General features: G+C 72.4%; 19 protein-coding genes and 2 pseudogenes. 11 read left to right on the forward strand and 10 right to left on the reverse strand.

Annotated elements, in window-relative coordinates; translation table 11 throughout:
- Positions 1–81: 81 nt before the first annotated feature.
- Together tpg and BLU95_RS42035 are read right to left on the reverse strand one after the other, a co-directional pair.
- Complete coding sequence (gene tpg / locus BLU95_RS01270; RefSeq protein WP_502689853.1) at positions 82–501, reverse strand: telomere-protecting terminal protein Tpg; 420 nt, start codon at positions 499–501, stop codon at positions 82–84.
- Between the two features lie 188 nt (positions 502–689).
- Positions 690–863 (reverse strand): hypothetical protein, encoded by a 174-nt coding sequence (locus BLU95_RS42035; RefSeq protein ID WP_159424704.1) that lies wholly within the window; start codon positions 861–863, stop codon positions 690–692.
- Between the two features lie 51 nt (positions 864–914).
- Between BLU95_RS42035 and BLU95_RS01275 the strand changes: the two genes are divergently transcribed.
- Both BLU95_RS01275 and BLU95_RS01280 read left to right on the forward strand, forming a co-directional pair.
- The gene (locus BLU95_RS01275) at positions 915–1,133 is read left to right on the forward strand and encodes a hypothetical protein (RefSeq protein ID WP_093858260.1); all 219 of its coding nucleotides are present in this window, start codon (positions 915–917) and stop codon (positions 1,131–1,133) included.
- A gap of 256 nt (positions 1,134–1,389) precedes the next feature.
- Complete coding sequence (locus BLU95_RS01280; RefSeq protein ID WP_093858261.1) at positions 1,390–2,412, forward strand: hypothetical protein; 1,023 nt, start codon at positions 1,390–1,392, stop codon at positions 2,410–2,412.
- Between the two features lie 225 nt (positions 2,413–2,637).
- Here BLU95_RS01280 and BLU95_RS01285 read toward each other — a convergent pair whose 3' ends face one another.
- Positions 2,638–3,135 (reverse strand): hypothetical protein, encoded by a 498-nt coding sequence (locus tag BLU95_RS01285; protein ID WP_093858262.1) that lies wholly within the window; start codon positions 3,133–3,135, stop codon positions 2,638–2,640.
- A gap of 907 nt (positions 3,136–4,042) precedes the next feature.
- Here BLU95_RS01285 and BLU95_RS01290 point away from each other — a divergent pair.
- Both BLU95_RS01290 and BLU95_RS01295 read left to right on the forward strand, forming a co-directional pair.
- Positions 4,043–4,924 (forward strand): hypothetical protein, encoded by an 882-nt coding sequence (locus BLU95_RS01290; protein ID WP_159424705.1) that lies wholly within the window; start codon positions 4,043–4,045, stop codon positions 4,922–4,924.
- Between the two features lie 27 nt (positions 4,925–4,951).
- Positions 4,952–5,224 carry a hypothetical protein gene (locus tag BLU95_RS01295; protein WP_159424706.1) on the forward strand — a complete coding sequence of 91 codons (273 nt, stop codon included), beginning with the start codon at positions 4,952–4,954 and terminating at the stop codon, positions 5,222–5,224.
- Between the two features lie 329 nt (positions 5,225–5,553).
- On the opposite strand, the gene BLU95_RS42040 is transcribed toward BLU95_RS01295, so the two are convergent.
- Complete coding sequence (locus BLU95_RS42040) at positions 5,554–5,835, reverse strand: hypothetical protein (RefSeq protein ID WP_159424707.1); 282 nt, start codon at positions 5,833–5,835, stop codon at positions 5,554–5,556.
- Complete coding sequence (locus BLU95_RS01300; protein WP_093858265.1) at positions 5,825–6,520, reverse strand: poly(ADP-ribose) polymerase family protein; 696 nt, start codon at positions 6,518–6,520, stop codon at positions 5,825–5,827. Before BLU95_RS01300 ends, BLU95_RS42040 begins: the two co-directional genes overlap by 11 nt.
- Before the next feature lie 1,226 nt (positions 6,521–7,746).
- On the opposite strand from BLU95_RS01300, the pseudogene BLU95_RS45780 reads away from it, so the two are divergent.
- From BLU95_RS45780 to BLU95_RS42045, 4 genes and pseudogenes are all read left to right on the forward strand, one after another.
- Positions 7,747–7,893, forward strand: a pseudogene (locus BLU95_RS45780) (IS701 family transposase); the annotation flags it as partial.
- A gap of 209 nt (positions 7,894–8,102) precedes the next feature.
- Positions 8,103–9,537: pseudogene (locus BLU95_RS43630) on the forward strand (NF041680 family putative transposase).
- Positions 9,534–10,046: a protein-tyrosine phosphatase family protein gene (locus BLU95_RS01310; protein WP_093858266.1), complete on the forward strand. Its 513-nt coding sequence runs from the start codon at positions 9,534–9,536 to the stop codon at positions 10,044–10,046. The pseudogene BLU95_RS43630 and the gene BLU95_RS01310 overlap by 4 nt, the downstream one beginning before the upstream one ends.
- Positions 10,047–10,104: 58 nt before the next feature.
- The gene (locus BLU95_RS42045; RefSeq protein ID WP_159424708.1) at positions 10,105–10,251 is read left to right on the forward strand and encodes a hypothetical protein; all 147 of its coding nucleotides are present in this window, start codon (positions 10,105–10,107) and stop codon (positions 10,249–10,251) included.
- Positions 10,252–10,600: 349 nt separating this feature from the next.
- Here BLU95_RS42045 and BLU95_RS01315 read toward each other — a convergent pair whose 3' ends face one another.
- On the reverse strand, positions 10,601–10,909 hold the full coding sequence (locus BLU95_RS01315; RefSeq protein WP_093858267.1) for a hypothetical protein: 309 nt from the start codon (positions 10,907–10,909) through the stop codon (positions 10,601–10,603).
- A gap of 249 nt (positions 10,910–11,158) precedes the next feature.
- Between BLU95_RS01315 and BLU95_RS01320 the strand changes: the two genes are divergently transcribed.
- Both BLU95_RS01320 and BLU95_RS01325 read left to right on the forward strand, forming a co-directional pair.
- Positions 11,159–11,929 carry a hypothetical protein gene (locus BLU95_RS01320; protein ID WP_159424709.1) on the forward strand — a complete coding sequence of 257 codons (771 nt, stop codon included), beginning with the start codon at positions 11,159–11,161 and terminating at the stop codon, positions 11,927–11,929.
- Between the two features lie 938 nt (positions 11,930–12,867).
- Positions 12,868–14,706 (forward strand): stealth family protein, encoded by a 1,839-nt coding sequence (locus BLU95_RS01325; protein WP_093858269.1) that lies wholly within the window; start codon positions 12,868–12,870, stop codon positions 14,704–14,706.
- An 81-nt stretch (positions 14,707–14,787) separates the two neighbouring features.
- Here the strand turns inward: BLU95_RS01325 and BLU95_RS01330 are convergent, their stop codons facing one another.
- Complete coding sequence (locus BLU95_RS01330; RefSeq protein ID WP_093858270.1) at positions 14,788–15,222, reverse strand: response regulator; 435 nt, start codon at positions 15,220–15,222, stop codon at positions 14,788–14,790.
- Positions 15,219–17,045, reverse strand: a complete 1,827-nt coding sequence (locus tag BLU95_RS01335) for a PP2C family protein-serine/threonine phosphatase (RefSeq protein ID WP_093858271.1) — start codon at positions 17,043–17,045, stop codon at positions 15,219–15,221. Before BLU95_RS01335 ends, BLU95_RS01330 begins: the two co-directional genes overlap by 4 nt.
- Positions 17,046–17,273: 228 nt before the next feature.
- On the opposite strand from BLU95_RS01335, the gene BLU95_RS01340 reads away from it, so the two are divergent.
- Positions 17,274–19,583 carry an ATP-binding protein gene (locus tag BLU95_RS01340; protein WP_093858272.1) on the forward strand — a complete coding sequence of 770 codons (2,310 nt, stop codon included), beginning with the start codon at positions 17,274–17,276 and terminating at the stop codon, positions 19,581–19,583.
- Positions 19,584–19,794: 211 nt separating this feature from the next.
- On the opposite strand, the gene BLU95_RS01345 is transcribed toward BLU95_RS01340, so the two are convergent.
- On the reverse strand, positions 19,795–20,013 hold the full coding sequence (locus tag BLU95_RS01345; RefSeq protein WP_093858273.1) for a DUF6480 family protein: 219 nt from the start codon (positions 20,011–20,013) through the stop codon (positions 19,795–19,797).
- Between the two features lie 267 nt (positions 20,014–20,280).
- Positions 20,281–22,404 carry a glycosyltransferase family 4 protein gene (locus BLU95_RS01350; protein WP_093858274.1) on the reverse strand — a complete coding sequence of 708 codons (2,124 nt, stop codon included), beginning with the start codon at positions 22,402–22,404 and terminating at the stop codon, positions 20,281–20,283.
- Positions 22,405–22,604: the final 200 nt, after the last annotated feature.

Raw genomic sequence — 22,604 nt, forward strand, 5'->3', positions numbered from 1 at the left:
GTTCTGAGGGGGCCGGGTCATGGCAACGTGACCCGGCTACCCGACCACACCGGACGGTCGGCGCAGCGGTGCGGCCTGGCCCTACAGCTCGAGGTCCATCCAGGCGACGTCGTTAGGTGCGACTTCCAGGCCGCGGGCGCGCCCGCCCTGGCGGAAGCAGTGCTCGCCGAGGGCTTCGGCGAGGATCTCCTCCTGCTCGGCCTGGCCGGCTCCGGCGTCGCGGGCGGCAAAGAGGCGACGGGCGACCTCCCCGGGCATTTTCTGCCGCAGGACGCGGCCGTCGCGCGGGTTGTCGGTGGACTTGGGACCGGACTTGAAACCGAAGGAGCCGCAGATGTGGAGGGTGAAGCCGTTCTTCTCGGCATCGCGCCGCACCCGCTGCTTCACCCACGGCTGCCAGGCGGCGCGGACCTTGGCCTCGACGGCATTCGCGGCGGCCGGCTCGGGGGCCCTGGCCCTTGAGCCAGCGTTGCACGGTGCGTTGGGACACGCCCAGGTCAGCGGCCAGGGCCTTGGTGGAGCCGTTGGCCCCCTTCAACGGGAACCGCATCCGCGCCGGCACGGACTGCGAGATCGGGCGGGTGCGCTCGGCGCGCTCCAGGCCCTCGTCGATCTCCCCCATCGGGCTCTCCCTCCTCGGGGTGGCCGTGGTGGTGGCCGTCCGGCGGTCGGCGCCGGGCGGCCGGGGTTCAGCAGCTCCAGCCGAGGAGGGCAAGGCGGTGGCCCCGCTCCTCGAGGTCGCGGCGGGAGACGGCCTCCTCGCGGGCGTGGACCAGTGGCAGCACCAGGTCACCGCCGTCGCCGCCAGCGGTCGGGACGTCGTTCCACACGCCGCCCTCGTCGTCCAGCCACAGAGCGCCCACTTGTCATGCTCCTCTCACGAGCACGCTCTCGGGCTCTGCTGCACAGCGACGGTGGCGCGCACGGCGGCGACCCTCGCCGGCGACCGGAACGGCAGCGGCACCACCCAGGTCGGCGTCTACCGGGCTGTCGGCAGCGTCTTCCACTTCCGCGGCGCCGCCCCCGACGGCTCCACCGCCTCCGTCTCCTACGGCGACAGCGGATTCCCCGTCACCGGCGACTGGAGCGGCACCGGCAGGACGACTCAGGGCATCGCCGTCCCCGGTCGGTGAGGCCCCAGCACCCGCCCAGGTGGACGCCGTCGGTACCGGCAAGCCCCCGACCGCGGAGCAGCCGACCATGGACCAGTCGCGCCGGGCTCCGCCGGCGGTGCCGAAGGAGCGCGTCCGGCCGCCTTCCGGAGGATTGTCCGTCGGCAGTCAGCAGTCGAATGACTGATGCGCCGCCGCGCCGGCGAGTGCGAGCGTCGGTCGAGGCCCCGCACGGCAGTGGGGGCCTCGACCGACAGGGAAGAAGAGGGAACCGGACATGCGCGATCTTCCGAAGCGGCGGCTCCTGCCGGCTGTGGCTCTGCTCACCTCGGTCTCGGTGGCGTTCCTGGGGATCTCCTCGGCCCACGCGTCCCAGCCCGGGGAGGGGAGCGACTGGGCGCACGAGACCGTGGGGGGAAACTACGTCACCACACCCGGGGCGATGGCGGAGTCCCGCGACCCGAACAACAACAACGTCCTCCAAGTGTGGCGGACGACGAGCAACACCATCCACGTCTCGGTCGGCCACGGCCAGGAGGTCGAGCTGGCCGGGGCCACCACGTACGCGGACCCGGCGCTGGAACTTGCGGTCTCGAGTGGGCAGTCCTCGACGTTCCGGGTCTTCCACACCGGGACCAACGGATTCGTGTTCCACACCGAGGTGACGGTCACCGCCGGGAGCCAGACGCCCCAGGTGCGGCCCGGGTGGACCCAGGTACCCAACGGCGTGGCGACGCCGAACACGATGGCCGTGTCCGTGGTCGCGCTCCCCAACCGCAGCACCCTGATGGCCTTCCGGGGTTCCAGCAGCGACGAGAACTGGAGTGCCTTCCTCGACGGGACGTCGAACTCCTGGAACACCCCGACCCGGATCACCGATGCGAGGAGCAATACCCCTCTGCACCTCGAGATGGACCTCAGCTCGTGGAACCTCCACTGGCGGGGCACCATCATCGGCACCTGGGTCGGCACCGACCGTCAGGTCAACGTCATCCGCCAGACGTACGGCCAGAGCAACTGGTGGGGGCACGAGATCCTCGCCGGCATCCAGGGCGAGGGCTCGCCCTCCGTGGCGATCACCGACAACGGGGAGGGCCAGGTGGCCGTCCGCCGGGCCGGCGACAACCGGATCGCCCTCACCCGCGTCAGCGCCAACGGCGGTTGGCAAGGTGGATGGGACATGGAGCGCAACGGCTTCACCGCCCGTGCCTTCGCCCTGTTCGCCTACCAGGCGGCGATCTACGTCCTGGCCACCGGAGGCAATGGCCGGGTCGACTGGAAGCAGACCCGCCAGTACTGACCACCACCCACGGCCCGGAAGGGCGGTCCACCGCTCCGGGATGCCCGCAACCGCAGGTCGTCCCGCCGGCTGTTCGGAGCCGGACCTCGAACGGCAAGCTCAGTGGCGGTGTCTCGACCTTGCCGTGGCTGGTCCGGCGCGGCATCGCGGCCAGGATGCGATAGTGCCGTTCGTTTCAGCGTCACGGTGACGCTGAAACGGACGGCACTTGGCTGCGGGACGTACTCAGCGGTTCCGGCGAAGCCGTTCTTCGGCCTCGGCCGGCGTGTCGTAGTAGCCGGGCCGGGCCAGGAGGACCGTGGTGAAGTAGTACCCCTGCTCGTCCTCTGGATCGTCGTCGGTGGCGAACGGGCGCCAGAAGCTCAGGAGCAGGTCGGGGGCGACGAAGCAGCCCGGTTCGTCAGGGTCGGCGTGAACTGCCGTGTGCTCGCGCATTCGGGTGACCACCTCCCGGGCCGGCAGGGCGAAGACGTCCACGTTCCGGAACGTCACGCAGTCGGTGGCATCGCAGGGGCGGCTCAGTTCGACCGATTCGAGGAGGCCGCGGGTGCAGTGAATGCTGATCATGAGCCCACTGGGCCTGAAGATGTGCTGTCCCGGACGGTCCGACTCCGACACCGACGAGAGATCGCGGAGCGAGTCCAACGCGACGTCGGCCGCCTCCCGGCTCATGCCGATCTGCAGGGGGCCGATGCCGGTCGGCGGAGCGAGTTCGAAGTCCATGCGGTCATGATGCCAACGCCCGCCGTCAGCGGTCCGGTGGGGCCCAGGCTGCGGTCATGCCGCCCGACCGCCCGGGCCAACGGTAGTGGCAGTGCGGGTTGTTCCCTGCTGGCGGGCCAGCCGTCGCGGCAGGTCCCGTCGGCGGGCCGGCCCCGTCGGACGCCGGCGACGGCCGCGCGGTAGGCGGCGGCCTCGTCCTCGAGCATCGCGGCCGTCGAGAGGCCGAAGTCGGGGGCCGGCAGGGCCGGCGTCGCACGGGGCCCGACAAGGCCGGCGTCGCACGGGCCCGGCCGGGACGGCTGCAGCGGTTCGACGGCGTCGCCCAGGTCATCGTTGACGGGCCGGACGGGGTGCCGGCGCGGGTGCTCGCAGGCGTCCTTCGGCAGCGGTCGTCGGGGTCGCCGCTCCGGTCGGGCGTGCCCTCACAGGAGACGGCCGGGGCGGCGAAGAGGGCGTCCGGGGTCGAGCCCCGGTGCAACCGGGCCGCCGCTGCGCGAACCCCGCAGCCCTCGACGGTGAAGGCGTACGGCTCGGTGCCCCGCTCGGCGACTGAGAGATCAAAGGTGTTGCGGGGAGTGGAAGCGTCGGACAGGTTCCTCCGTGTTCCATGATCAGAGTCAGAAGCCCCCAACCGGCGGTAGCGGGACCACCCGGGTGACTGGGTCGAACCCGCTGAGAGCGGGCTACCGAAGGCCGTTCCGTGTGGGAGAACCTGGTCCTCGCCTCGCTGTCGTCCGCGAAGCCTCGAGGTGTCTTCTGACGCCTTTCCGCTGTTCCCCCCCATTCCGTTCCGAATCCCGGCACGCCTGACAACGGCGTGTCCCGAGGTTCGGTGCTCAGTGCATACGAATCGAGTTCTGAAGTGCGTACGTCGTTCCGCCGTTCCCTCACGCCTGCGGCCACAACCGTGGGCGCCTCGGTGGCGGTCTCCGTGTTGCTGGCGTCCGGCCAGGCGATGGCCGCCGCTCCCGTCCCGGACGCGGACAGCCAGGCCGCCCGCACGGCGGCCGTCGTCGAGGCGGCGACCGGCACCAGCGACATCGCCCCGGCCCCGGCCCCGGGCACCACCGTCCCCCAGCAGTCCACCGCAAACGTCAAGGCCGGCACCGCGACTGGCCACGCCGTATCCATCACTCTCCCCAGTGCCAGGAACGTCACCGGTGCCACGGCCGGTAAGAACACCACCGTCTACCCCGGCGCAGCCCAGGCCACCGACCTCGCCGTCCAGCCCACCACCGACGGTGGCATCCGTGCCCTGGCTGTCCTCAAGGACGCCACCGCACCGCGGGAGCAGCGCTACGACATCGGCCTGCCCGACGGCGCGCACCTGGTCGAGCTCGACAACGGCGCCGTCGCCGCAATCGCCGAGAACGGCACCTTCCTCGGCGGTTTCGACACCCCCTGGGCCAAGGATGCCAACGGCAGGCCCGTGCCCACCAGCTACCGGCTGGAGGGGAATACCCTCGTCCAGACCGTCCAGATCGACAATTCCACGGTTTTCCCCGTCGTTGCCGACCCCAAGTGGTGGGACAAGACGAAGGAGATCGCGAGCGGTATGGTCGGCGACACGTGGAACTCCATGAAGTGCGGTGGCGCGCTGGGTGCGGCGTTCATTCCCGGTTCGTCCGCCTACAAGGTGATCAAGAATGCCGGCGGGGTCAAGAAGGTCCTTGCCACCCTTGCCAGCGTGGACACCAAGAAGGGGGCCCTCTCCGCGCTCGGAAGCGGCGGATCCACGCTGTTCGGGATCAAGTCGATCAAGACCGCGTGCTTCGACAACCTGAAGTAGTCGCCGTACTTTCCTCAAGGGACCTCCGTGAAAAATCTCGACGCAGACGGCACGAGCCAACGGTCGGGCCCCTGGCGCGGGGCAGCCGTGCTGGCGGCCGGATACGCCGTCTTCTATATGCCGTTGGCCTATTTCATCGGCCGGCCGATCAGTCTGCGGTGGTTGATCTGGCCCGCGCTGGCAGTAGCCGGCGCGACGTTCATCGCCGACCGGAAGGGCATCGGTGACCGCCCCTGGTTCGTCAGGACGATGACACTACTCATCGTCGTGGTCGCGATCGTCGGCGCGCTCCTGTCGTGACACAACGCCGTACCCGCGGCGACCGCGGCCGAGACCTCCGGACCGTGGAGGGACAGATCGGTGCCCATGGGCAAGAACTGGCGGAGCGAACGGTCCGGCTACATCGGTACGCGATGAACGGCGCCGCTCCGGTCCGCGCTGCTGGTACGGCCCGGCTCCGGTGCCGCTCGCGGGACCGTCGGCAGTAGGCGACCCCGTCGCCGGGCGAAGGCGACCGGCACCGGCCGGGACCGGTGCCCATACGGGCGAGGCGGCCCGCGACCGGTGTCGCGGGCCGCCCGGGCACGACGTGTGTCAGCGGCTGTCGGAGATCGCCGCGGGGTGGATCGTCACGCCTGTGCGCGGTGGCGGGAGTAGTGGCTCGGTTCCACCGTGGCCAGGCCCCAGAACAGCGCGGTCGTCGGCACCAGCGCCGGGGGCTGCTCCAGCACTCCGGCACCCATGGCCGCGACGGCCGCGACGGCCGCGACCGGCGTGCCGGTACCCGGCGCGACAAGATCCCCGAACGCTCCCAGGCGCGTGGTGCGGCCCCGTCCGGCCCGCAGGAATCCCCGGCCGACGGCTCGCCGAAGGGCCGAGGCACCGGACGAGAAGGGCCTCTCAGAGCTCAATCCTCGAACTCCCCGGTTCCGTGCGGGCGGACGGCGGGTCGGGCACGGGGTCGTACGCCGGGATCTGGGTTTCCGGCATCGTCACCCGCTCCGTTCCCACCACGTCGGGCACCGGCCCGACGTAGTCACCGCGGTGCGCGTGCCCCCTCCCATTGCTGCTCGGGTTCGTACTGTATTCGGCAGCCGCCCGGGCTCCGTTCTGATCGTCGTCGAAGTTCATGACGAACACACGATGGCTGATCGTCTCGGCGATCGACCAGGGAACGATGTACTCGTCCACCCCGCCACCGGCCGTGTCATCCACCCGCAGGACGATGCCGCGTTCCCCGAGTGCGTCCATGAGGGGCTCGTCCCCGGGAATGCCGAGGACGGACTTGATCTTGTTGATGGCCTCCGTGTCCCTCTGGTCCTCGCCCGTGGACTCGACGAGTTCCTTGTCGACCGGCATGACGCTGACACGCTCGATCCGCACCTCGACGACGGCACCCGCGGTCGCCATGTGCGTCTGGTCATAGGCGTAGGCAGCCGCCCCATGAGGGGTGGGGCTCAGATAGAACGCCTGCCACTCCGGGCTGCCATGGCCCTGATGTCCGGCACGCCTGATCCCCGCCCGGATGTTCTCCGCATCCTGGCGGCTCTTGCACCCGTGGTAGCCCGTCACCCCTGTGTCTTCGATGATCGGCATTCTCGCCCTCCGTACTGGTGTGGCCGCTGGCCACCGGCCCGTTCGGCCCGGCAGGCCCCGGGATCAATCATGTCCAGGAGATCCCGCCGGGAAAGAGAATGCTCGCTTTCCGACAAGAATCACCGCCCCCGGCCGGAGAGGCTTCAAATGCGGAACCCTCTGCCAGGTGCCCGCGGGCATGCTGCGGAAATCCACGGGATCGCGCGGAGAGGGCCATCGTTTTCGGCTGAATTCCAGGAACCGGTCGAGCCCGGCAGAAAGCCGGCCGACGATCCGGTGCCCACCCGCCGTCACCTGGCAACTCGTCAGGGCGAACGCGTGCGGAACGGCCGCGCCGGGGAAGCCGACGATCACTCACGCCGCCGGGGACGGGGACGCAGTCCTCGCGCTCCTTCCCGTCCGGCCCGTCCCTGGCGTTGCCCGGCCCGTCGTTCCCGCTGCTCGGCGCCGGGCAACCATCTGGTCAGCCGATCATCCGAGGGCCCCGTCACAAGATCAACGCCTTCACGATGCCGAGGCGTGGGTTGCGAGGAGCGCATCGCGCGGCCGTCGCCGAGTACCCGCTCCAGGGGCAGGCCGGCCAGGCGGGCGGAGGCAGTCGGCCAGGCCGCTGAAATTTCTCCGGCCGCTCGACAGGTTGCGCACACCCCACCACGGTGTGGATCGTAACCGTCGCATACCACCGCAACTCGGTCCGCCACCTCGGAAATCCACTCCTGGTGTCGGCCACGGGCAACTGGTCGGTGGCCGCCCGCACCCATTCAGAACCGGCCTCACGCCCTCACCTCTGGAACAGGACCTCTTCACCCATGCACAACCTCAGGACAGCCACGGGAGCCGCTGGCATCGTTACCACGACGGTCTCGCTCATCCGGTCCGCAGGACGCGCGATCGGCAGCAATGGCCGCCGCCGCTGCCCCGGACGTGGCCGGTGCTTTCTCCGGCGACCGATCCAACCCCCGTGTTCCGGCCCGGCGGGTTGCCGGAAGTCCCTGAGCTTCACGTCGCTGGCTCCTGGAGCCCTGCACGCGCGGACCGTCGTGCGCTCCGACTCGAATCCCCGTCGGCTCGCGGAGCACGTGCGGCGCCTCGGACGGCTCCTCTTCGCTCTCGTCCTGGTCCTTGCCATACTCTTGAGCGCGGCTTTGTGGGCCCCCGCGCCGCTCCCCCTGGTGCCGCATCAGGCAACGTTCGACCTGTGATGGGCTCGTGGCAGGGCTTTGGCCTTGCCAGTAGTACGGACGCGCTTCGCGTGCGGGCTCAGCCGAAGGAGCCGTCGCAGCCGGGTGCGGGCGTTCGTGCTCGGCCTGCTCGCGGACCTGCCGAGAAAGCACTGCGGGACCATCGCCGAGTACGTCAGTGACGCCGGCCCCTTGCCGCGCACCCTCCCGGCCGCCACGCTCGGACTCAGTTTGTTCTTTAACCTCTGCCCGTGGTCGGCCCCCTTGCTGACCACGGGTTTTCGTGTTCGCAGGACAGCTGGACGACGTCCGCGTGATCATGTGCTTCGGCTGCAAGGCGCGATGACAACCTGAGGACGAGTGTGCTGGAGAATGCCGACCGTGCCGGGGCACTGAGTGTGATGTCGGATTTCCGTGCGGGCTTCTACGGATGCCTCACCGCCCGGGCGGACGCACTGTTCGAGCTGACCGATGCCATGCTCTGCGCCGACGGACCGGTGAAGACTCTGGTCGACCTGACGCTGACGCCCGAGCACCGGCGCGGACACGGTGCGCTCTACGACGGATTGAACCGTGGCCGGATCGAGGTGGAACGACTCCGTGCCGAGTTGTCCGGCCTGCCTCTTCCCAGAGCGGCCGACGGACGTATCGTGCTCGCGGTGGACTTCAGCCCGTGGCTACGCTCGGACGCGCCGACCAGCGCCGAGCGGCTCTTCTGCCACGTCTACGGGCGCGCGAAGAGCACCTCGCAGTTCATCCCGGGCTGGCCGTACTCCTTCGTGGCCGCGCTGGAGTCCGGCCGCACCTCGTGGACGGCGGTGCTCGATGCGGTCCGTCTCGGTCCGCAGGACGACGCCACCGCGGTGACCGCCGACCAGCTCCGCGATGTCGTCGACCGCCTGATCACCGCCGAGCACTGGCAGACCGGTGATCCGGACATCCTCATAGTGATGGACGCCGGCTACGACGTCACCCGCCTCGCCTTCGTCCTGGCCGACCTGCCCGTGGAAGTCCTCGGCCGGATCCGGTCGGACCGGGTACTGCGGCTACCGAAGCCCCCAGGAAGCCGGGGACCAACGGCCGCCCTCCCAAACACGGCCCCGAGTTCGCGCTGAACAAGCCGATCACCTGGCCCGAGCCCCAGCACGCCACGACCACCGAGACCACTCGCTACGGCACCGCCAAGGCCAGCAGCTTGCACCCCCGCCTCACCCACCAGACCTGCTGGATCGACCACGACGGCGACCTCCCCGTGATCGAAGGGACGCTGATCCGGCTGCAGGTCGACCACCTCCCTGGTGACCGCGACCCCAAGCCCGTCTGGCTGTGGTCCTCCCGCACCGGCGCCACTGCCCACGACATCGACCATCGCTGGCAGGCGTTCCTCCGCCGATTCGATCTCGAACACACCTTCCGGTTGTTCAAGCAGACCCTCGGCTGGACCCGCCCGAAGATCCGCACACCCGAAGCGGGTGACCGCTGGACATGGCTGGTGATCACCGCCCACACCCAGCTCCGCCTCGCCGACCGCTCGCTGAGGACCTCCGCCGGCCATGGGGAAAGCCCGCCGCACCCGGACGACTCACCCCGGCGCGAGTCCGGCGAGGATTCAGGAACATCCGCGCAAAGTCGCTCCTCCCGGCCAGTGCGCCGAAACCCGGAAGGCCTGGCCCAGGCCGACCGCTCGGCTCCACCAACCGGCAGAAGGCCTCGCGCTTCGACGTGCGCAAGACCGAACTGCGTGATCTGACGATCAAGGAACGACGACAGCGCATCGAAGGGGGAACGCGACCGCCTGGCCGCGTCGTTGGTCCACCAGGAAAGGAGCGTCCGTGAAGACACGACAGAGAGACCGAGGCGCCCCCGAACCGCAGGCGCCGTGGAACGAGGTCAGGCCGCGGCTATGGCAGGGCGGGCACTTCTGGGCCAGTCCTGACGGCGAGGTGCAGACCGCCGTTGTCGGTACTGAATTCGACCTGGTCATCAGCTTGTTCACCCGACCGGGCCATGGACCGCATCCCGGAGTAGACCATCTGATCAATGAGATCCCGGACGGCCCACTCACGGCTGAGCAACTCCACTCGGTGCAACAGCTGGCCCTCACGGCGGCTGAGGCCGTACGGAATGACCGCACCGTTCTCGTGCGCTGCCACTCCGGCTACAACCGCTCCGGCCTCGTCGTCGCACAGACCCTGATCGAGCTGGGTCAGGACCCGGCGACCGCCATCGCACTCGTTCGACAGAGTCGATCGCCCTGGGCCCTGAACAACCAGACCTTCGAGCAGTACCTCACCACGGGACTCGACGTCGCCTACCTTCTGGCCGGACTCGAAACCCGCACCTGATCAACAGCACCAGAGGTTAAAGAACAAGCTCAGGTCGGACTCGACACCTGGGGGTTCCTTGGACACCACCAACCACCGCCGCAACCGGCGAGGCAGCGGCCTCGGCTGCCTCGTCCTCGCCCTTCTCGTCGCCACGGTGTTCGTCGCCTTCCTCGTCTGGGCCTGGCACCAGCCCGGCAACGGCACCCCCAGCTACTGGCACTGACGCTCTCGACCGGCCGGCCGCCCGCGGCGGAGCCGTCGCGGACCGGGACGGGGACCAGGTCGAGAACGAGGTAGAGAACGAGGACGAGCCGCGACATCCCGACGATGGCATCCGGCGCGCGACACCTGCCCGGCGGAACAGTGCCGAGGCCCGGTGCGAGGCGTTCGCCCGGGCGGCCGGGCCGCCCCGCGTCGTCGGTCCGGCATCCGTCGGGCGCTGCGGGGCCGGGTGGCGGAACACGCACGGTCCGGCGAACGGGTGCGAGCGGCACCGAACGTCAACGGGTCCGGGAAGGCGACCCGGCTCCGTCGACGACTGCGGCGGCGGTCAGCAGCACCAGGTTCTGCGTTCAGCAGTCCGACTGCTCGGTGGCGACCTCGGTGCCGCAGGCCGCGCAGACGAGATTGGGCCCGTCCCGGCCGTCGAGTCCGCAGCAGCCGTTACGACGGCCGAGGTCGGGGTGCGCAGCCGTTCCCGGCAGGTCGTCGGGATGCAGGACAAAGGCAGCGGCATCGTCACCGATCGCGTAGGTGCCCCGGGCCATCCGGGGAGGGGCGATCCGGTGGCCGGACCGCTTCTCGCCGTCCCGCGACGGCCGTGCTCGCCTGAGTTCCCCGGTGAGTGGCCGGCCGCAGTTCGCGCAGGTGAAGAGGGTCATCCGGACATTCGCATCGACGCGCAGCGCGTCGGGGCGGCCCGCCGGCCCGACGCGGTCGCGTCCGGAAGATCGAGTCCGGAACGTCCGACACGCTCCTCCCCATGAAGGCCGGTGGATCCCGCCCGGCGTCCCCGCACCGTCGATCGCCGCGATCGGGTGCGGCGGCACGCCTCTTGCCCCCGTTCAGCACGACCGCGCACGCTGGGTTCGGCGCCCTCGTGGAGCGATGGGCCGGGGAGGGAGGAACGAGTGGTGGAAGTGTCGGCTGGGGCGCACGAACACAGCGGCGGGAGTGGGGAGCAGGAGGGGCGCAGCGGCGGGAGCCGGTTGTGGGCGGTGGGGCGGATCGTGGTTGCGGTGGGCCTGGCGGCGGGGCTGACGGTTGCCGTCGTCGGGCTGGGGTGGGCATCGGCGTGGCTCGTCTACCACTGGGCGCCCTACCGGTTGGTCCATGTCGTCGACGTGATCGTGCTTCTCGTGTTGCTGCTTCTCGGGATCGCGGCCGCCGTGGCCGGCACGCGGCGGCCGTGGCGGTTGTCCGTGGTGTCGTTGACCGTGTTCTCGGCCGGTTGGCTGTTCCTCGAGCTGTGCTGCGTGTTCATGGCCGGCCGGCAGGCGCTCCACGACCGGGGCGAGCCCGTCCCCGCCGTGGTCGTCGAGGTGTCCGAGGGCCATTGGCAGTCCTCGACCTTCGCCGAGGTGCGGCTCGCCGACGGGACGAGGCATGCGAATGTCCCGGTGGGCGACGAGCACCCCCGCCCTGGAGACAGGATCACCGTCACGCTGGACCCCGAGGGGCTTGCCCAGCCCCGCCTGGGTCCGCCGCCCGGGCCTCCCGGCACGACCTGGCGCAACGTCAGCCTGGCCGCCACCGCGGTCGGCGCCGCCGGTCTGGGCACGCACCTCGCCGGGCGGCAGGGCCCCGTCCTGTTCCGCTCGCCCCGGCCTCCCGAGGACACGCCTCGCCCCGGATACCGGCGACGGCCGGCACGACCGCGCCGACGGCTCCGGAAGCCGTGACGACGAGGACGATCGGGGCGCCGTCGCGGACGCCCCGCCCGCGCAGCTGATTGCCCGACGAACTGACGCACGCACCACGCGACGTTCTCTCCGGTGGACCTCACCACCCGGCGGAGTGGCGGCCGGGACGCGCCCTGCTCCGCGTTCCCTCACTCGGGGAGCATCGAGGCCGGCCGCGCCGGAGGACGGCCTCCGCTCGCTCGCCGTGGGGCGGACAAAGATCCACGGCCGCTGCCCGCCCGGGTGCGGGCCGTCCAGGTCGTGGCCGCCGCGTTCGCGGGTACGACGGCAGAACCGGGCAGGTGCGCACCCGGGCGGGCGGGCGCGGCAACCGGACCCGCGGAGACAGGCGTCGCAGGACCGCCCGGGCCGACATGCTGCCGCCCGGGCCGACATGCTGCCGCTCGGGCCGGCCAGGTGGCAGAGACAAGCAGGCCGATCGGCGGTGCAATCCAGCTTGTCGGGGGTCCCGGTATTGCCGTGCGGGCACGCAGGATTGGCACTCGTGCCCGGCGCATCCGTATGGCAGGCGCCGATACCGACTCGATCTCATATTTGATGACTGAATCCATGAATCCGATCCCGGTCCGGATCGCTCCCGTTCGCCTCGGCTTACGGCGGCGACCGCCCACGCCGGCCGCGTAGCAGACCGGCCGACCGCACTCTGTCGGCTCCATCCGGGCATCCGCCTGCCGGACGCCGGAACCGGCCGTGGCCGAGCGGCGTCGCCGAGCCCGGACCTTCCCCGGACGACCGAGCCGGGTCCTCCTGGCGGACCTCCCTGCGGGAAGCGTTGCCCACCGGCGCGAGCCGACCCCACGCCCGTCGCGCGCCCGCCCGACAGCGCGACGCCACCGTGGCCCGGCACAGGACACGCGAGGGCGGTGCCGTGCCTGGGCTCTTCTGCCGAACATCCCCCACCCTCGCTGGAGCTTTCCATGCCCCTTCGCCCGGCCCGTCTCACCACCGCAGTGCGCCGGCTCGCCTTCCTGGTGCACCGCCCGCGACGCACCGGGCTCACCGGCCTCGGACCAGTCCCGGAGCCCGAGCAGGAGCAGGAGCAGGCATCCACGGAACCCCCGTCTCCACTCCCGGAACCTGCCCCACCGGGCGAGAGGCTGGCCGCGGGGCGTCGTGAGCGCGAGGCCGAGCTCGCTGCCACCCTGACCGGTGTCGTCCGTCACGGCGGGCTGTTGGCGCAGGCGGACCGGATACGGCTGCCGGGTCAGCGTCTGGACGACAACCTCGCCGAGGTCGCCGGAGCGCTGGGCGCGGCGGGCATCGACTACGGCATCGTGCCCGACCGCGGCAGGCGTCACCGCCTGGCCGTAGCGGCCGGCGACCGCTCCGCAGCACTGGAGGCGCTCTCGGTGCCGTTCGCCGGGCAGGCCGTGTACGCGGACCTGCTGGAGCACGGGCGCGTGCTCACCACCGTCCTGGCCGAGCAGGTACGCACCGCCGTCGCGGTCGTGGAACGCGAGGCGACCGGCCCCGGCGACCTCCTGGACGCCGAACCCGGTGCGACCCCGCCGGACCGGGTCAAGGGGCTGCGCATCTACCGGCCGGCCGTGGTCGGGACCCTTCTGTACGGCTCCGAGGCCGCGTGCGACGTCGAATTCTGGGATCCTGCCCCGCAGGCCCCCGGGGCCGTTGCCTCCATCGACGAGACCCCGCTCGGCTGGTGGGTGCCCTCGCTGGAGGCCACGGCCAGGACGGCTGTCGGCGGGCAGGTGTACCCGCTGGTCAACGCCTTCGCCGTCGACCTGCCGGACCGCGTCGCCTTTCCCGTGGACGCCGTCATCACCTGGGTCGACGACACCGACCCGGCCTGGCAGAGGCGGCGTGACACCGCCCGGGCCGGCCTCGCCCGCACGGCCGCACCGGTCGCGCCGGAGGACGGCGACGCCGCCAGCGGCATCGCCGGTGACGCCGACCAGCGTTTCCGCAACCGCGACGAACTCCGTTACTGTCTGCGCGCACTGGCCGCGCACGCTCCCTGGATCCGCCACGTCCACCTGATCACCGACGACCAGACGCCTCCGTGGCTCGACACCGACCGGCCCGGCCTGACCGTCGTCCCGCACCGGGACCTGTTCGCCGGCACCGACGCCGGGCCCGTGTTCAACTCCCATGCCATCGAGAGCCGGCTGCACCTGATCCCCGGCCTCGCCGAGCACTTCCTGTACATCAACGACGACGTCTTCCTCGGCCGCACCGTCGCGCCCGAGGACTTCTTCCTCGGCAACGGCCTGCCCCTGTGCTTCCCCGACGACCGGATCATTCCCCCCGGTGACGCCCGGAGCGACGACTCGGTCTACGTCGCCGCCCTGAAGAACACACGCGCGGCCCTGACCGCCTCGACCGGCAAGACCTACCCCCGCACCCTCAGACACGCCCCCCACCCGCTGCGCCGCAGCGTCATGGCCGAAAGCGCGGAGCGGTTCGCGGCCGAGCTTCGTGCCACGGTCCGCTCGCCGTTCCGGGCCGGCACCGATCTCGCACCGGTGACCCTGGCCGCGTACTACGCCCACGCGACCGCGCGCGCCGTGGACGGGCATCTCTACGGCGGCTACTTCGTCACGGACAGCCACGAGGACCTCGCCCGCCTCGCAGACCTCCACGAGGAACGCTGGGCCGACTACTTCTGCCTCGCCGACGGCATCCGCGACCGCATCTCCCCCCAGGCGCAGCACGACGCCCTCACCGGCTTCCTGAGCGAGTACTTCCCCGTCCCCTCCCCCTTCGAGACGGGGCCCGCGCGTACGACGGTCCGATGATCCACCGGTACACGGACAACGGATGCCGACCGCCGGACGCCGCACTGCAACGGAACGCGGGCGCGCGGGACGGCAGGGTGGTCAGGCGGTGGGCAGGTCGCGGGGCACCGGCCGGTCGGCGAGCCAGAAGTCGACCGTGCTACCGAGGACGGTGCGGAACAGGTCGAAGTTCAGCGGTTTGAAGATGTAGCTGTCCGCGCCGGCCGCGTAGCAGTCCTCGACCTCGGCCGGCGCGGTCGAGGAGGTGAAGACCACCACCGGCACCTTGGCGAGTTCCGGCCGCAGCCGTATGTCGCGCAGCAGGGAGTGCCCGCTGTAGCCGGGGAGGTTGAGGTCGAGCAGTACCAGCGCGGGCCGTTCGGCCCCGGGGTCCAGCAGCCGGGGCACGACGGTCCGGGGGGAGGCGGTGAACTCCAGCCGGACCAGTGGGTGCGAGCGGCCCAGCGCGCGGGCCACGGCCTCGATGTCCTCCTCGGAGTCCTCGACGACCAGGACCAGGCCCTCCTGCATGGTCATCGCTCGGCACGCCTCTCGTCGCGGCTGGTCGCCGTCCCGGCCCGGACGGCCAGGACGGCCATGTCGTCGGCGCAGCCCCGGCCGAAGTCCAGGGCCGCCCGGGCGAGGCCGGTCACCAGTTCCCGCGGACCGTGGTCGGCCAGGCCGGTTAGCACCCGGGACAGGCGGTCCTCGAAGAACGCTCCGTCGGCGGCCCGGGACTCCGTGATGCCGTCGGTGAGCAGGACGGCGGTGTCGCCCGGGCGCAGGACCTCCGTGGCCTCGGGCAGCGCGTAGTCGTCCAGGACTCCGAGCAGGGGACCCGGGGCGCTGTTCAGGGAGTGGACGGTCCCGTCGGCGCGCAGCACGCGCACCGGCGGGTGGCCGGCCGTGGCGATGCGCAGGGCGAAGGAGCCGTCGCCCTGCGGAGCGAGGGCCGCGACGATCGCGGTGACGAACTTCGAGGACGTGCTGGCGCGCAGCGAGCGGTTCAACCGGGTCAGGGCCGCGGCCGGCGCGACGTCGTCCTCCAGCAGGGTCCGCAGGGTGTGCCGGGCGAGACCGGTCAGTGCCGCCGCCTCCGCGCCGCGCCCGCACACGTCGCCCACCACCAGGGAGAACGAGCGGGCCCCCGCGACCGCGTCGTAGAAGTCGCCGCCCACGTCCAGCGCGGCGTCGCCCACCTCGTAGGCGGCGGCGAGTTCCAGGCCGGGGTACTCGGGCAGGACGGCCGGGAGCAGGTGCTGCTGGAGCGATCTGACGTTCTGCCGCCGCTGTTCGTACAGCGTCGCGTTGTCGATGGCCAGGGCGGCCCGCAGGGCCAGGTCCGCGAGGAAGGCGGGCCCGGCGATCTCGGCGGCGCCGCGCTGGTAGGCGAAGGTGACCGTGCCGAGCAGTCGGCCGCGCGCTCGCAGCGGGTTCACCGTGACCGTCCCGCTGGGTGCGGGGCCGTGAGCGGCGAAGGGCGTTCCCGCGAGTTGCTCACCGGTCAGGACGACGCCCTCGCGCAGGTCGGACACCTTCGGCAGGACTTCGGCGAGCCAGACCGGATCACGGCCGGCCGCCTCGAAGCTCTCCCGCGCGTCGGCGGCAAGGTGTGCGGCGGCGACCAGCCGGTAGCCGGTGGGGTACCGCAGATGGACCAGGCAGCCCTCGGCGACCGCGGGAACGGTCATCCGCGCGACCCGCTGCAGGGTCTCCTCGGTGTCGAGGGAGGAGTCCATCTGCAGCGAGGCCTCGGCGAGCAGGGCGTCGCGCGCCTGCCGCCGGGCGTTCTCCCGCTCGTGCAGGATCCGGGTGTTGCAGGACGCCACCACGTCGCACACCTGGCCGAGCATCGCGGGCAGGGCCGGAGGGGCCTGCCCGTCGCCCGCGAGGCCGACCGCGACCGCGGCCCAGTCGCCGTCCTCCAGGGGGAGGGTGCACTCCACCACGTGGGTCGCCGACGCCGCCTCCCACACGGGCTGTTCGGGGCGGGCGCGGCCGTGGCTGTCGTCCGCGCGGAACCGGCGTACCTCCCCGTGGGCGGGCGGCGCGCCCGCACGGCTCCAGGCGTCGCCGGCGGGCAGGAGGACACGGACCGGAGGGCTCCCGGCCTCGGCGCTGCTGCGCAGGTAGAGGGCCCGGCCGTTCGACGAGAATCGGCAGCCGGTCACCACGGTCACCCGGGGCACCGTCAGCAGCAGGTCGTACAGTTCGTCGGACAGACCGGTGACGTCGGTCGTGGTCTGTGCCCGCAGCCAGATCCGGTGGAGCCCGGCGGCCCAGTCCGACCGCGGCGCGCCGGAGGTACGTGGTGCCGGCAGGTTCTCGCCGGCCACTGTCCACACGTCCGAGCTGATCATCGTTCCTGGCCTCCACCGACGCTGCCGCGCACGCCCGCACGGGGCCCCGGGCTCCGGGGACGCTCACGAGGTCGATGCTTGTGGCCGGCCGGTCCTGGAAGGCCGGCACGTACCGCCTCGGAACTCTATCGGCCGGAACCCGCATGCGGGAACCGCACCCGGCCCGTGGGCGCGTAGGGTTGCCGTCCAGCCGCCTCGGCCCCCGGGGCACCGGAGAACGGACACCCCTTGGCCGACGACGACTGGCTGTCCCCCCGCGCCCGGGCGGCCGAGAGCGCGGCCGGCGGCGGCTTCGATCTCACCGAGTGCGTCCGCGAGCCGATCCACCTCCTGGGCAGAGTGCAGTCGTTCGGCGTCCTGCTGGCAGTTGGTCTGCACGACGGCATCGTCCGGGTCGCCTCCGACAACGTCCACGACCGGCTCGGCCTGACGGCCGGGCAACTCCTGGGACGCCCGGCGCACGACGTGCTCGGCCACGACGTGCTCGGCCACGACGTGCTCGAAGCCGCCCTCCGGGAGACCGTCCGCTCCGGGGAGAACTCGGCCCTCCTCCCCGAGCCGTTGCGCACGGCGTCCGGCGCGCTCTTCGATGTCACCGCACACCGCCGAGACGCGCTGCTCGTCCTGGAGCTCGAACCCTGCCAGGACCTCTCCCGGGCGCGGCCCGGCCTGCACCGGAGGGTCCAACAGGCGCTCCTGCGGATCCAGCGCTGCACCACGGTGGCCGACTGCTGTGCCGCGGCCGTACGGGAAGTGCGGCTGCTGACCGGCTACCAGCGGGTGGTCGCCTACCGCTTCGAGGACGAGGACGGCCCCGGCGAGGTCGTCGCCGAGGACGCCGCGGCGCACCTCGAACCCTGGCTCGGCCTGTGGTTCCCGGCCAGTGACATCCCGCCGCAGGCCCGCCGGCTCTACCAGCGCAACTGGATCCGCGTCATCGGCGACGTCGACGACCCCGGCGCGGGCCTCGACCCGCCGCTGCGGCCGTCCACCGGCCGTCCGCTCGACCTCTCCTCCGCGGCGCTGCGGACCGTCTCCTCCTTCCACCTCGAGTACTTGCGCAACATCGGCGTCCGTTCCTCCATGTCGGTGTCCGTCCTGCGCGACGACACCCTGTGGGGCCTCATCGCCTGTCACGGTGAAGAACCGGTCTGGCTCTCCCCCGACGTCCGGTCGGCCTGCGAGCTGTTCGGAAGCGCCCTGTCCGTGCAGCTCGCCACCATCGACGACCGCGAACAGGCCACCGCACTCGAACATCGCCGGGCGGCCCTGGAGCGTCTGCTGGCCGACCTGTCCGACTCCCCCGCGGCATCGCTGCACGACCACGCGGACGCGCTCGGGGCCCTGGTCGACGCCGACGGCACGATCGTGGTGCACGACGGAGCGACCACCGTTCGGGGTCCCGCCGTCGCCGGCTCCGTGGTGGAACGGCTCCGGTCCCTGGCCGCCGACCTGCGGCCCGGCGAGGTCTGGGCCACCGACCGGCTCCCCGAGATCCTGGCACCGCACGCCGACGGCACGACCGACGGCACGGCCGACGCCCCGGAGCCGGCGGGAGTTCTCCTGCTTCCCCTGGGTGACGGCCTCCTGGCCTGGTACCGCACCGAGCGGCCCACCTCCCGGTGCTGGGCCTCGGACCCCGCACTGCCCGTACGGCTCGGACCGCACGGCGAACGGCTGACGCCCCGCGGATCCTCGGCGGTCTTCCGTGCCACGGTCCGCGGCCGGAGCCTGCCGTGGACCGCGGCCGACCGGGCGGGCGCCGGGGAGGCCACCCGTGCGGTCGCCGACCTCCTCGCCCGCCACTCCGCCTGGACCGCCGACTTCAACCGGCGCCTGCAGCGCAGCAACGCCGACCTCGACGCGTTCGCCCATGCCGCCGCCCACGAACTCAAGGAACCGCTGCGAGGAATCTCCAACGCGGCGATCTTCATCGTCGAGGACGCCGCGGCATCACTGGACGAGGTCAGCCTGCGGCGACTGGACACCGTACGTCGCCTCGCCGCCCGCATGGACAGCCTCCTCGACTCGCTGCTGCGCTACTCGCAGGTCAGCGCGGTCGGCCTCGACCGGATCCGGATCCCGCTCGCCACCGCCCTCGACGCGGCGCTCGACATCGCCGGCGAGCGGCTCGCCGAGCACGGGGTCAGCGTGGTGCGCGGCGTCCTGCCGGTCGTGTCCGCCGACCCCGACCGGCTCCAGGACGTCCTCGTCAACCTGCTCGTCAACGCGGCCAAGTACGCACGCGAGGACGGACCGCGATTCGTGTGCGTCGATGTCGAGCGCCGGGACGACGAGCACGGAACCGCCCAGGACGTCGTCGTGGTCCGCGACAACGGGATCGGCATCCCCCCGGAACACCAGGACGAGGTGTTCGGACTCTTCCGGCGCCTGCACCGCCCCACCGAGAAGGGCGGCGGCTCCGGCGCCGGACTGGCCATCGTCCGACGCATCGTCGAACGGCACGGTGGCAGCGTCTGGCTGCGGACCCCACCGGCCGGCGGCACCGAGGTCTGCTTCACCCTGCCCGACGACTGACCCGCCCCGGTCCGCGCCGTGGGCGGGTCCGAGTCGTGGGAGGGTCCGCGCGGTCGCGTCGACGTGCGGCGCCGCGCCCGGGAGCGGGCCGCGGTGGGAGACACGGCGAGCCGCCGGGCCGTGCGCGGGGCGGCGGGCCCACCCCTCCGAGGGTCGGGAGCAGCGGCGGCGCGAGCCGCGTGCGGGCGTGGATCATGGGCGGAGGGCGGTGTCACCATCCGGCGATCCTCCCCACGGCGAAGCCGACGCAGCACACCACCACGACGGCGATCACCACCAGTGGGATCCAGGAGGGCCAGGCGTCGTGAAGCTCGACCGGCTCCGGGGTCGAGATGCCCGAGCACGTGGAGGCCTCGCACTCGGGAGTCTCGGTGGGGGGATTCGCGGGCACGGCGCGTTCGATGACCGGGCTCTGTTGCTCGGAGGTCATGACGTCCTCCTGCTGTCGGAATGCGGGCACTGCGGTGGCGGTCGTGTTTCGGTCTGCTCGGGTCGGTGGCCGACGGGCTGTGGTCGCGCCACCGGGGTCACGGGTCCATGGTCGTCCCGTCCGTGCGCGGCATCCAGTCGCAGCGTTTGCGCATCGTCGCGGGTGGCGGCAGGCGTCGCTGCCGGGGTGTTCACCGGCCGGACGGGTCCGGTGGTCCCTCGGCGGGCCGATCATCGCAGCGGTGGTCGGCCGACCGTGGTTCCGCGGTCATCGCGGACCGTCCAGGTCACCGTCTGCACCCTCCGAACGGCCCGGCCGGGCCGATGGTGACGTTCGGCCGCAGACGGCCCGGTAGGCCCGGGCCAGGGACTCGGCCATCGAGTCGATGCCGAACCGCTCGCGCACCGTCGCCGCGCCGGCGCGCGCCATGGCCAGTCGTTGCGGCACCGGCGTGCTCAGCACCGAGCACAGGCCCTCGGCCAGCCGGGCGACGGACGCGGTGTCGAGCAGTCGGCCGTTGACACCGTCGCGCAGGTAGTGGGAGGCACCGCCGCGCCGCGGCGCGGCCACCAGGAGGCCCGCCTCCATGGCCTCCAGCACCGCCAGGCCGAACTCCTCCTTGGCACTGGGGCACACATAGAGGACCGATCCCGGCCGACCCTGTGCCAGGGCCCGCTCCAGCAGCCGCACCTGCCGGTTGGGCAGCGCGGGCCACACGACGGCGCGTCGCCCGGCGACCGGATCGGCGGCGAGGTGCCCGGCGAGCCGGGCACGCACCGCCGCTTCGACCGGGGTCGGGTGTGTGGGAGACCCTCCGACCAGCAGCAGGGTGCTGCGGTGGTGCAGGCCCGCGAGCATCCAGGCGCGCACCAGGTGCTCCTGCTGCTTGACGGGGTGGAGCCGGCCGACGCACAGCAGCAGCGGCAGTTCCCGGTCGGCGGGATCGAGGCCGCCCGCGCCGGTGCCGCCGTACAGACGGGCGAGCAGGCGGTCGCCCGCCGCACCGTCGCCCGCCTCGGGACGGAAGGGGGCGATGCCCTCGGGCTGGACGTGGACCGGGCGCTCCGCCAGTTGGGGGAAGTGCGCCACCAGCTCCTGCCCCGGTGTCGTGGGCATGGCCACCAGCAGATCGGCACGGGCGACCAGGCGGTCGGCGACGAAGACGCGGTGCAGGTCCAGACGCAGCGCGAGCGCCGCGTCTCCGGTGTGCTCCGGCGGCAGGCGGCCGTGCCGTTCGTCGATCGTGCGGTGGGGGTCGGGAGTGACGGTGAACGCGAGCCGCGCGCCGTGGCGGCGGGTGGCGCGGGCGACCGCGAGCGAGGCGTCGTCGGCGAACCTGACATGGACGATGTCCGGCCGGGCGCCCGGGAGGGCGAGGATCCGGGCGGTCCACCAGGCCAGTGCGGCCTGGTGCTCGACAGCGGTGTGCGGCTCCAGTGGCTGCGGCGAGTCGAGGGGCAGCCGGACCAGCAGATGTGATCGGCCCGCCGGCCGGACCAGGTCGCCGCAGTCGGCTTCCGCGGGTCGGGCGGTGGTGAGGGTGAGGACCCGGGCGACGCCCGCCTCGGCGGTCAGGGCCCGGCCCAGCCCGGTCAGCAGGACGCTCATACCGCCGCTGAGCCCGGCGCCGGGCTCTTCCGGACGGCCCAGCAGCATCGACTGCGCGACCACCAAGGACCCGGGCGCGGGCTCAGCCAGCGCGGCGAACGCCGCCCTGAACAGGTGGCCCGACGGGCCTGCGGGGCGTACGCGCTCGGCGCAGGCGGCGAGCAGCAGCTGCTCGTAGCCGTCCCGGCCCTCGCCCGGGTGGGGCAGCACGAGGTGACCGCCGGGCACGCCCGACAGGTAGCGCCACAGCGCGTGGGCCGCGTGCCGGCCGGCGGGCCGACGCCGGTGGGCTTCGACCGCGGAGAGCGGTCGCAGACCGTTCGCGTCGGCCACGTCCAGCAGGAACCCGGTTTCCGCGGAGCCGGGACCGGCGAGCAGCCGGCGGCGGATCTCGACGGTGGCGGCGGCCCCCGCGTCGAGGCGCGCGGTGCGCTCCCAGGCTTCCGCGAGAGCGGTCCGATCGAAAGCCCGGAGATCGGGCGCCGCGCCGACTGCCGCCAGGACCCGCGCCGGGAGGGCGCCGTCGCGCCGGGCGAGCCCGCGAAGGCGCGCCGTGCGCCGGTCGGCGACGGACAGCACCGCGTCCGCGCGGCCGCAGGACCCGCCGTACTCGGCCCGCGCCAGCCGGTCGAGCAGGCCCGCGACCGGTACCGCGCCGACATCCTGGCCCCAGTGGAACCGGCGCCACCCGGTGAGGACCCCGGCGTCGCCGGGGCCGCCGGAACCGCCGGGGCCGCCGCGCGGGGGCGCCGCCCCGGCGGTCGGTGTCAGGTGGTGGGTCATCGCGCGTCCTCCCGTGCCGCCGTCCCGTCGACGGCGTGTTCGGAGCAGGGTGGCGCGACGGTTTGGATTCGGAGCCGGGTGACGCAACGGTTCGGAACCGGAGCCGGGTGACGCAACCGTTCGGAACCGGCCGCTGTCGGTTTCCCGGACGCGGCACCGCGCCTGGCATCATCGAAGGCCGCATGCGCAGCGTCACCCCC

Origin of the sequence: Streptomyces sp. TLI_053, assembly GCF_900105395.1 — a bacterium.
Classification (GTDB): domain Bacteria; phylum Actinomycetota; class Actinomycetes; order Streptomycetales; family Streptomycetaceae; genus Kitasatospora.